Source organism: Flavobacterium sp. (genome assembly GCF_044373165.1).
GTDB lineage: Bacteria > Bacteroidota > Bacteroidia > Flavobacteriales > Flavobacteriaceae > Flavobacterium.
Map to the genome: position 1 here is coordinate 1 of NZ_JBILQL010000082.1, position 10,859 is coordinate 10,859.

General features: G+C 38.6%; 7 protein-coding genes and 1 pseudogene. 5 read left to right on the forward strand and 3 right to left on the reverse strand.

Annotation, left to right across the window (positions count from 1 at the left end):
* Nucleotides 1–260, forward strand: a pseudogene (locus ACIQ32_RS09965) (dihydrolipoyl dehydrogenase); the annotation flags it as partial.
* A gap of 66 nt (nucleotides 261–326) precedes the next feature.
* On the opposite strand, the gene ACIQ32_RS09970 reads toward ACIQ32_RS09965, so the two are convergent.
* Both ACIQ32_RS09970 and gyrA read right to left on the reverse strand, forming a co-directional pair.
* The gene (locus tag ACIQ32_RS09970) at nucleotides 327–1,637 is read right to left on the reverse strand and encodes a tetratricopeptide repeat protein (protein ID WP_396195545.1); all 1,311 of its coding nucleotides are present in this window, start codon (nucleotides 1,635–1,637) and stop codon (nucleotides 327–329) included.
* A 16-nt stretch (nucleotides 1,638–1,653) separates the two neighbouring features.
* Nucleotides 1,654–4,206 (reverse strand): DNA gyrase subunit A, encoded by a 2,553-nt coding sequence (gene gyrA, locus ACIQ32_RS09975; RefSeq protein ID WP_396195546.1) that lies wholly within the window; start codon nucleotides 4,204–4,206, stop codon nucleotides 1,654–1,656.
* 265 nt (nucleotides 4,207–4,471) lie between these two features.
* On the opposite strand from gyrA, the gene ACIQ32_RS09980 reads away from it, so the two are divergent.
* From ACIQ32_RS09980 to ACIQ32_RS09995, 4 genes are all read left to right on the forward strand, one after another.
* A complete protein-coding gene (locus ACIQ32_RS09980) occupies nucleotides 4,472–7,015 on the forward strand; it encodes an ATP-dependent Clp protease ATP-binding subunit (protein WP_396195547.1) in 2,544 nt (847 codons plus the stop codon).
* A 98-nt stretch (nucleotides 7,016–7,113) separates the two neighbouring features.
* Nucleotides 7,114–8,481 (forward strand): 30S ribosomal protein S6--L-glutamate ligase, encoded by a 1,368-nt coding sequence (rimK, locus tag ACIQ32_RS09985; RefSeq protein WP_396195548.1) that lies wholly within the window; start codon nucleotides 7,114–7,116, stop codon nucleotides 8,479–8,481.
* Nucleotides 8,482–8,541: 60 nt separating this feature from the next.
* Nucleotides 8,542–9,123, forward strand: a complete 582-nt coding sequence (locus ACIQ32_RS09990) for a TMEM175 family protein (RefSeq protein WP_396195549.1) — start codon at nucleotides 8,542–8,544, stop codon at nucleotides 9,121–9,123.
* Between the two features lie 39 nt (nucleotides 9,124–9,162).
* A complete protein-coding gene (locus ACIQ32_RS09995; RefSeq protein ID WP_396195550.1) occupies nucleotides 9,163–9,522 on the forward strand; it encodes a DUF1304 domain-containing protein in 360 nt (119 codons plus the stop codon).
* Here ACIQ32_RS09995 and hutH read toward each other — a convergent pair.
* Nucleotides 9,517–10,859 (reverse strand): histidine ammonia-lyase (gene hutH, locus ACIQ32_RS10000; protein ID WP_396195551.1); only part of this gene is annotated, 1,343 nt, incomplete at its 5' end. The genes ACIQ32_RS09995 and hutH overlap by 6 nt on opposite strands.

Sequence of the window (10,859 nt, forward strand, 5' to 3'; positions counted from 1 at the left end):
TTACAGCTTCAGGAAAAGCGAAAGCTGCCGGAACTCCGGATGGATTTGTTAAAGTAATTTTTGATGCCAAATACGGTGAATGGTTGGGTTGTCATATGATTGGCGCGGGAGTAACCGATATGATAGCAGAAGCTGTTGTAGCCCGTAAATTGGAAACCACCGGTCACGAAATATTGAAAGCGGTGCATCCGCATCCAACAATGAGCGAAGCCGTTATGGAAGCTGTAGCTGATGCTTACGGAGAAGTGATTCACTTATAATATTCAAAAAATAAAGCAATAAAAAAAACCATCCGATTTGGATGGTTTTTTTATGGTTAAGTCAATTTAATTTTTGGCTTTTAAAGCTTTATATTTATCAGTCATTTCCAATGCATTGTAAACACTCATTAATGTCTTTTTGGCGGCTTCATTATCAGGTTGCAATTCATAAGCCTTTTCTAAATAAGGCAAAAGAATTTTAAAGTTCTTCTCACGTTCCGCTTTTAAAACTTCATAACGTTTGTTGTCTTTTTCTGAAGTACCTAACTTATTCATTTCATTTACAAACTTCTCGTCTAATCTTAAGTACAACTCCGCCAAATTCAAATTAGCATTAAAATAATTTGGATTGATTTCCAATGCTCTTCTGTAATATTTCTCCGCGTCAGCAACTTTCTGAGCATTTCCGGCTACTACACCAAGATTATAAACCAAATCAACGTTATTCGGATCGTTTGCTAACGCTTCATTAACCAACTTACTGTAGGTTTCAAAATCATTAACTTTCAAATACAAATCGGCTTCAGTTAAAATTAATGAAGTATCCTTAGGATTGGCCATGCGAGCTTCGCTAACGGCTGATTTTGCTTCTTCAATTCTACCTTTTTCAACTAAAATTAAAGCGATATTTTTAAAAATCTCTCCGCGCTTAGAAGGTGTTTTCTCGTCTCTAGGCTTTTCATGAGTTCCTGATTTTATAAATAAATCTCTCTCTGTTTTACTGTTAAAAGGATCTTCTTGTTTTGATGTTTTATTAAAAGCATAAAAAAGAGTAGTTTCACCGGTATAATTTATTTTCTTTAATTCATTGTAATACATCAATGCAGTGTCATAATCCTTGGCATTTACCGATAAACTGGCAGCATAAAAAAGCTTGTCATGATCTTTAGTGTCTAATTTATAAAGAGAATAAAGTACATCAGAAGCATCTTTATCACGCTTTTGCTCACCAAGGGCAATGGCGTAATTAATCAACTCCGGTTTGTAAATATTAATTTTAGCTAAAATATCATCGGTGTAAACTTTTTTACCGGTTCTTTTTTCAAACTCAAGTGCCGCATTTAACCCTTTTTCAATTTCATCAACTTTCTTAGGTGTTACTATTAATGCTTTCTGAGCCGGCGTAATTGCGGTACCGAATGATTTAATTTCAACCAAAGGCAGCATAGATTTATAATAACCTGCAGCAATTTTATCTGCTTCTTCAGTCGCTAAACTTTCTAATTTTGACAAATTCGATTTGTACTCTACTACTTCGTCAGGTTTTGGTGCCTCTTTGCCATAGATTTTCTTTAAAACTTTTAACTCATCTTTTTGAGCAAAAGTTGAAAAAGAAACAATCATAGTTGAAGCCAATACAATGTGTTTAATTTTCATGTGGTATTATTTTAAATTATTCTTCTGATTCTGAAGTTTCATTAGATGAGTCACCGGCATTCACATCATTACTGTCTGCATCGGTATCTATTTCTTCTGATTCTTCCTCTTTCATTACTTTTGTTACTGCTGCAATGGAATCGTTTCCTTTAATATTAATCAGGCGAACACCTTGCGTAGCTCTTCCCATCACTCTTAAATCAGATACTTCCATGCGAATAGTCAATCCGGATTTGTTGATGATCATCAAATCATCTTCATCCGTAACGGCATTAATCGAAATTAAAGCACCGGTTTTTTCAGTAATGTTAAGTGTTTTAACTCCTTTTCCACCTCGGTTAGTGATACGGTAAACATCTTCTCCGTCTTCATCCACCAATTTGGTTCTTTTTCCGTAACCGTTTTCAGTAACTACCAATAACTGTGTGTCATTAATATCTTCCTTGTTTACAGAAACCATACCAATCACTTCATCCTTATCATCTGCCAAGGTAATACCGCGAACACCCGATGCTGTTCTTCCCATCGGACGGGTTTTCTCTTCTTCAAAACGAACCAATTTTCCGGATTTTACTGCCACTAATACTTGACTTTCCCCGTTGGTTAATTTGGCTTCTAATAGTTCATCATCTTCTCTAATGGTAATGGCGTTGATACCGTTTTGACGCGGACGAGAATATTGCTCCAATGGCGTTTTTTTCACTTGCCCTTGTTTGGTCGCCATAATTACATAATGACTGTTGATGTATTCTTCGTCTTTCAAATCTTGAGTACAAATGAACGCTTTTACTTTATCGTCTTGCTCTATATTGATTAAGTTTTGAATCGCTCGCCCTTTACTGGTTTTACTGCCTTCCGGAATTTCATAAACACGCATCCAGAAACATTTTCCTTTTTGGGTAAAGAACAATAAATATTGGTGGTTGGTCGCCACAAACAAATGTTCTAAGAAATCTTGGTCTCTTGTTCCGGCACTTTTTTGTCCGACGCCACCACGATTTTGAGTTTTGTATTCGGATAAATTGGTACGCTTAATGTAACCGGCGTGAGAAATCGTAATCACCACTTGTTCATCGGCTATCAAGTCTTCTATACTTACATCGCCACCACTGTATTCAATGGTTGAACGACGCTCGTCTCCGTATTTATCTCTGATTTCAATTAATTCTTCTTTAATCAAAGCCATTCTCATCTCCTTACTGGCCAATAAGTCTCTCAAGTGTTGTATCAACTTCATGATTTCTTCGTATTCCGCTCTTAACTTGTCTTGTTCCAGACCGGTTAACTGACGCAAACGCATTTCAACAATGGCACGTGCTTGGATTTCGGATAACGAAAAACGCTCTATCAATTTGGCACGAGCTTCATCACCGTCTTTCGAGGAACGGATTAAGGCAATTACTTCATCAATATTATCAGAAGCAATGATTAAACCTTCTAAGATGTGTGCTCTTTCTTCTGCTTTGCGCAATTCGAATTGGGTTCTTCTAACGACAACATCATGACGGTGTTCTACGAAATAGTGAATCAAATCTTTTACATTCAACATCTGCGGTCTTCCATTAACCAAAGCAATGTTATTCACACTGAATGAAGATTGTAATGCCGTAAATTTATAGAGTGTATTCAAAACCACATTCGGAACCGCATCTCGTTTCAATTCATAAACAATACGCATCCCGTTTCTATCCGATTCATCACGGATATTTGAAATCCCTTCGATTTTCTTTTCATTGATCAAATCGGCAGTTTTCTTGATCATTTCTGCCTTGTTGACTTGGTATGGAATTTCAGAAACAATAATGGCTTCTCTTCCGTTAACCTCTTCAAAACTTACTTTGGCACGTATTACAATTCTGCCACGACCTGTTTTAAAGGCTTCACGAACACCTTCATAACCATAAATGACACCACCTGTCGGAAAATCAGGTGCTTTGATGTGCGTGATTAATTCGTCAATTTCTATATCATTATTGTCGATGTACGCTAAAGTACCATCAACTACTTCTGTCAAATTGTGAGGTGGCATATTGGTTGCCATACCAACAGCAATTCCGGAAGCTCCGTTGATTAAAAGATTAGGAACTCTGGTTGGCATTACTTTCGGCTCATACAAGGTGTCGTCAAAGTTCAACTGGAAATCCACTGTCTCTTTGTCGATATCTGCCATAATGTCTTCTGACATCTTTTTCATTCTGGCTTCGGTGTAACGCATCGCTGCCGGACTATCACCGTCAACAGAACCAAAGTTACCTTGACCGTCAATTAATAAATAACGCAAACTCCACTCTTGAGCCATACGAACCATGGCATCATAAACAGAGGTATCTCCGTGTGGGTGATATTTACCCAAAACTTCCCCAACAATTCTTGCGGATTTTTTGTGCGCTCTGTTTGAAAAAACGCCTAAATCATACATTCCATATAACACTCTTCGGTGTACCGGCTTTAAACCGTCACGCACGTCAGGTAGCGCTCTTGAGACAATTACAGACATCGAATAATCGATGTAAGCTGATTTCATTTCATCTTCGATGTTAATAGGAATTAACTTTTCTCCGTCAGACATATTTATATATTATTAATAAAAAAATTAGTTCAAATTCAAAACGTGCTAATATAGGATATTTATACCTTTTGAAGCTAATTTTAGTGTACAAATTTCAATGATTTATTAACAAAATAGGCGCTTTTTTTGGTTAATAAAATACTACTGTTACGGCTTTTATTATTGACTTTTTTTTTGTCAATTAGCTGACAGTACATTTAGGCGGAATGATTTTTGTTTGAATCACTTCAAATAACTAAATTTACAATAGCAACTATATACTATTATGGACGATAATTTTTCACCAAGAGTCAAAGACGTAATCACCTACAGCAAAGAAGAAGCTTTGCGATTAGGTCATGACTTTATCGGAACAGAACATTTGATGCTTGGTATCTTAAGAGACGGAAACGGTAAAGCAATTACTATATTGAATAATTTGTCGGTTGATTTAGATCATTTAAGAAAAAAGGTGGAAATCTTAAGTCCGGCCAATCCCAATGTTGAAATCAGTAACGAAAAGAAAAACCTTCACTTGACCCGTCAAGCGGAACGCGCTTTAAAAACAACTTTCCTCGAAGCCAAAGTATTTCAGAGTTCGTCAATCAGTACGGCGCACCTGCTACTCTGTATTCTCAGAAACGAAAACGATCCTACAACCAAACTACTGCACCGTCTGAAAATAGACTACAACGTAGTTAAAGAACAATACTTAAACATGACACCAAACGAAGAAGATTTTAACGATAACCTGCCGAGAAACGAATCTTACAACGACGATTCCGGTCAGGATGACAGCCTAAAAGAAGGCAGCTTTAACAATCCGGCTAACAAAACCAATAAAAAATCCAAAACACCGGTTTTGGATAATTTTGGCCGCGATTTAACCGAATTGGCGGAAGAAGGCAAACTCGATCCTGTAGTGGGTCGTGAAAAAGAAATTGAGCGTGTGTCTCAAATTCTAAGCCGAAGAAAGAAAAACAATCCGTTGCTGATTGGAGAACCGGGTGTTGGTAAATCCGCTATAGCCGAAGGTTTGGCTTTGCGCATCATTCAAAAGAAAGTATCGCGCATTCTATTCAACAAAAGAGTGGTAACACTTGACTTGGCCTCATTGGTCGCCGGCACTAAATACCGCGGTCAATTTGAAGAAAGAATGAAAGCGGTCATGAACGAATTGGAGAAAAACGACGATATCATTTTATTCATTGATGAAATCCACACCATAGTCGGTGCCGGTGGCGCTACAGGTTCGTTAGATGCTTCCAATATGTTCAAACCGGCCTTAGCCCGCGGGGAAATCCAATGTATCGGTGCAACCACTTTGGATGAGTACAGACAATACATCGAAAAAGACGGTGCGTTAGAAAGACGTTTCCAAAAAGTAATTGTGGAACCTACTTCGGTAGAGGAAACCATTACCATTTTGAACAACATCAAAAACAAATACGAAGACCATCACAACGTAATTTATACCGACGAAGCAATCGAAGCTTGTGTAAAATTAACTAATCGATACATGTCAGAGCGCTTCCTTCCGGACAAAGCGATTGACGCTTTAGACGAAGCCGGTTCCAGGGTTCATATTACCAATATTGACGTGCCTAAACAAATTTTGGATTTGGAACGCCAATTGGAAGAAGTGCGTGAATTAAAAAACTCTGTCGTTAAAAAACAGAAATACGAAGAAGCGGCCAAATTACGAGACGACGAAAAGCGTTTGGAGAAAGATTTAGCCATCGCCCAAGAACAATGGGAAGAAGATTCCAAAAGCAATAGAATTCGAGTAACCGAAGACAATGTAGCCGATGTGGTATCCATGATGACGGGTATTCCGGTGAATCGTATTGCCCAAACCGAAAGCAATAAATTGGCACACTTACCAGATTTAATCAAAGGCAAAGTAATTGGACAAGATGAAGCTGTAACCAAAATTGCCCGCTCTATCCAACGCAATCGCGCCGGTTTAAAAGACCCGAATCGCCCTATTGGTTCCTTCATCTTTTTAGGATCAACCGGTGTGGGTAAAACACAATTGGCCAAAGTATTGGCCAAAGAATTATTTGATTCTGAAGATGCGTTAATTCGCATCGACATGAGTGAATACATGGAAAAATTTGCCATCTCTCGTTTAATCGGGGCGCCTCCGGGTTACGTGGGTTATGAAGAAGGTGGACAATTGACCGAAAAAGTGCGCAGAAAACCATACTGTGTTGTCCTTTTAGACGAAATCGAAAAAGCGCATCCTGACGTTTTCAACATGATGCTACAAGTTTTAGATGACGGCTATTTGACTGACAGTTTGGGACGTAAAATCGACTTTAAAAACACCATCATTATCATGACGTCTAACGTAGGAGCGCGTCAGCTAAAAGATTTCGGACAAGGGGTTGGTTTTGGTACCTCTGCTAAAGTGGCTCAAGCCGATGAACATTCGAAAAGTGTGATTGAAAACGCCTTGAAAAAAACTTTTGCCCCGGAATTCTTAAACAGAATTGACGATGTAATTGTATTCAATCCTCTAGAGAAACACGACATCGATTTAATCATCGAAATTGAATTGAAAAAACTGTATGCTCGCGTAGAAGAGTTAGGCTATAAATTGAACCTTTCCGATACAGCGAAAGCTTTTATAGCAGATAAAGGTTTCGACAAACAATTTGGGGCTCGTCCGTTAAAACGTGCGATTCAAAAATATGTTGAAGATGCTTTAGCCGAAGAAATAATCACTTCGAAAATAGCTTCAGGTGATGAAATTTTTATGGATTTAGACGAAACAGCTCAAGAGTTGACCATTACGATTCAAAAAGCGGAAAAGCCAACAAAATAAGATCAATTTAATCTTTTAAAAAAAGCCACAAATGGCACAAATTCACGCCAATTAATCAGTGAGAATTCGTGTAATTTGTGGCTTATAATTTTTATAAAATGCCACAAAACAAAATCATCTTAGGTTCCGAAGAATGGTGTTCTTTTCCCGAGTTAGGTATACCTGCCATCAAAGCACGGGTAGATTCGGGTGCCAAAACTTCGGCCTTACATGCCATCAATATCGCTCCGTTTGTTAAAGATTCGGAAAACTGGGTGAAATTTGATATCAATCCGATTCAAAACAACCTCAAAACGGTCATTCATTGTGAAGCCAAACTCATTGACAAACGCATAGTAAAAAGTTCGAGTGGTTTTAGAGAACAACGTTACGTTATCCAAACCCAACTCAAAATAGGAGACGATATTTGGGTGATTGAGATGACTCTGACCAATCGAGATTCAATGGGATTCCGAATGTTATTGGGTCGAGAAGCCATGAGTGGCAGAATTTTGGTCGACCCTGAGCAAAAATATTTACTGGGACAAACCTCTACCGAAAGTTTAAAAGATTTATACCAAGATGCCATTTCAAACAAATCTGGGTTGCGCATTGGTGTTTTAGCCAGTAATCCCGAATTGTACAGCAATAAACGCATCATGGAAGCCGGTGAAATGCGCGGACACGAAATGCACTTCCTCAACATCAAGGAATGTTACATGAAACTCGATGCCGTAAAACCCGAAATTCATTATCGAGGCGGAAAAATACTGGATAACTTTGATGCCATTATTCCGAGGATTCGACCTAGCATTACTTTTTACGGTTGTGCTTTAACCCGTCAATTTGAAGCTATGAAAGTTTTTTGTTTGAATTCAGCTGCTGCCATTACGCAATCGCGAGATAAATTGTTTTCACTGCAATTGTTATTACACCACGGCGTAGACATTCCAACAACCGGATTTGCGAATTCCCCTTTGGATACCGATGATTTGATTAAAATGGTTGGCGGTTCACCTTTGATTGTGAAACTTTTAGAAGGCACTCAAGGAAAAGGGGTTGTGTTGGCCGAAACCAAAAAAGCAGCCGAATCGGTTATCAATGCTTTCAAAAGTTTGAATGCCAATATTTTAGTTCAAGAATTTATCAAAGAAGCCAACGGTAAAGATCTGCGTTTGTTTGTGGTAGACGGCAAAGTAGTAGCTGCTATCCAACGGGAAGCCGCTGCCGGTGAATTCAGAGCCAACATTCACATGGGCGGAACTGCATCCGTAATCAAACCTACAGCAGATGAAAAGAAAATCGCCATCAAAGCCGCCAAAGCCATGGATTTAAAAGTCGCCGGTGTTGATATCATTCGTTCTTCTAAAGGACCGTTATTATTAGAAGTAAACTCTTCTCCCGGACTTGAAGGTATAGAAGGCGCAACCAACAAAGACATTGCCGGAGAAATGATTAAGGCTATTGAGAAGAATTTTAAGCGATAGTTGATAGATTTTCAGACAACAGATATTCAGATAACAGACAACTTATAACCCAGAACACACATGAATAAAAACCGACTCGAAGCTTTCAGTGATGGTGTATTGGCAATTATCATTACCATCATGGTATTGGAGTTTAAAGTGCCTAACGACACCACTTTTGAAGCGGTGATTCCGTTGTTTCATAAATTTCTGAGTTATGTATTGAGCTTTATTTATGTAGGGATTTATTGGAGCAACCACCATCATATGATGCATACCGTGAAGCGCGTAAACGGAAACATTTTATGGGCAAATTTACATTTGTTGTTTTGGTTATCGCTCATTCCTTTTGCAACGGCTTGGATTGGAGAGCATCACTTTGCTCCTTTTCCGATGATGTTGTACGGCGTTATTTTACTCATGAATGCCATTGCGTATTTTATTTTGCAAACTGTGATTTTGAAGCACCATGGTAAAGATTCGTTGCTTTCTAAAGCCATTGGTAAAGACTTTAAAGGAAAAATATCTGTAGTAATTTATATTATTGCGGTAATTTCAACCAAATATTATGTTGTGATTTCAGGCGCACTCTATATTTTAGTCGCCCTAATGTGGTTGGTTCCTGACAAAAGAATTGAACGCATTATTAACGAAAACGACTAAATCAGTATTTGAAATCTGAAACTTGAAACAAAAATAACCATGAACATTCTCTCTCAACTCATCATCGGTTTCATTGCCGTATTGCATATTTACATTTTATGGCTTGAAATGTTCGCCTGGACAACACGCGGACGCAAAGTATTTAAAACCATTCCGCCGGATCAGTTTGAAAAAACCAAAGTCATGGCTGCCAATCAAGGTTTGTACAACGGCTTTCTCGCTGCAGGATTGACTTGGTCGTTATTAATTAGCGATGTCAATTGGAGTCATAACATTGCTATGTTTTTCCTTAGCTGTGTACTAGTGGCCGGAATTTACGGCGCCTTAACCGCTTCCAAAAGAATTTTTTACGTACAAGCGGTTCCGGCTATATTGGGATTGTTGAGTTTACTCTTATAAATCAATAGCAAAACTCTCCAAAAACGCCACCGAGTTTTCTATGTCATAATGCAGAATTCGGTCTTCTTTAACCAAAGGCACTTCTGAGCGGTAAGATTTTAAGAAAGATTCTATAAACTCACTGGACTTCAAAGGCTCTCTGAAGGCAATGGCCTGTGACGCATTCATCAATTCTATGGCCAAGATGCGTTCTAAGTTTTCCATTATGCGAAGTGTTTTCGTGGCTGCATTCGCGCCCATCGAAACATGGTCTTCTTGCCCGTTAGAAGAAACAATACTATCCACACTTGCCGGTGAAGCCAATTGTTTGTTCTGACTGGCAATACTCGCCGCCGTATATTGCGGAATCATAAAGCCCGAATTCAAGCCCGGATTGTCGACCAAAAAAGCAGGCAAACCTCGTAAACCGGATATTAATTGGTAAGTTCTTCTTTCAGAAATACTGCCCAATTCAGATAAAGCCAAACCTAAAAAGTCCAAAGCCAATGCCAGAGGTTGTCCGTGGAAATTCCCGCCGGAAATAATCAAATCTTCGTTTTTAAAGATGTTCGGATTATCGGTAACCGAGTTGATTTCGGTTTTGAATACTTTTTTTACATAGTCTATCGTGTCTTTTGAAGCGCCATGAACCTGAGGAATACATCGGAAAGAATACGGATCTTGAACATGCTCCTTGTGACGGCTAATCAACTGACTGCCTTCTAACAATTCCGTCATTCGAAGGGCCGTTACTATTTGTCCTTTGTGCGGACGAACATAATGAATCAACTCATTAAACGGCTCTATTCTACCGTCAAATCCTTCCAAAGAAACTGCTGCTATTACATCGGCTAAATAGGAGTATTTCATGGCTTTCAACAAAATATAACAACCGTAGGCACTCATAAACTGAGTTCCATTTAATAAAGCCAAACCTTCTTTCGACTGTAATACTATCGGTTGCCAACCCATTTTTTCCAAAACCTTTTTGGCCGGCTGACGAAATCCGTCGTAATTCACTTCTCCTTCTCCTAACAACGGTAACGATAAATGAGCTAATGGTGCTAAATCACCACTTGCGCCTAATGAACCTTGTGTATAAATAACCGGTAAAATATCGTGATTGTAAAAATCTACCAAACGTTCAACTGTTTGCAATTGCACACCCGAATGGCCATAACTCAACGATTGAATTTTGAGCAATAACATTAACTTTACTATCTCCTGCGGCACTTCTTCACCGGTACCGCAAGCATGTGATTTGACTAGGTTTTCTTGAAGCTGTGATAAATGCTCATTAGAAATCTTAACATTGCACAACGAACCAAATCCGGTGTTTATTCCATAAATCGGTGCAT

Coding starts and splice junctions, on each gene's coding strand:
- ACIQ32_RS09990 (WP_396195549.1), top strand. CDS start 8,542: ATGAATAAAAACCGACTCGAAGCTTTCAGTGATGGTGTATTGGCAATT.
- rimK (WP_396195548.1), top strand. CDS start 7,114: ATGCCACAAAACAAAATCATCTTAGGTTCCGAAGAATGGTGTTCTTTT.
- ACIQ32_RS09980 (WP_396195547.1), top strand. CDS start 4,472: ATGGACGATAATTTTTCACCAAGAGTCAAAGACGTAATCACCTACAGC.
- ACIQ32_RS09970 (WP_396195545.1), bottom strand. CDS start 1,637: ATGAAAATTAAACACATTGTATTGGCTTCAACTATGATTGTTTCTTTT.
- gyrA (WP_396195546.1), bottom strand. CDS start 4,206: ATGTCTGACGGAGAAAAGTTAATTCCTATTAACATCGAAGATGAAATG.
- ACIQ32_RS09995 (WP_396195550.1), top strand. CDS start 9,163: ATGAACATTCTCTCTCAACTCATCATCGGTTTCATTGCCGTATTGCAT.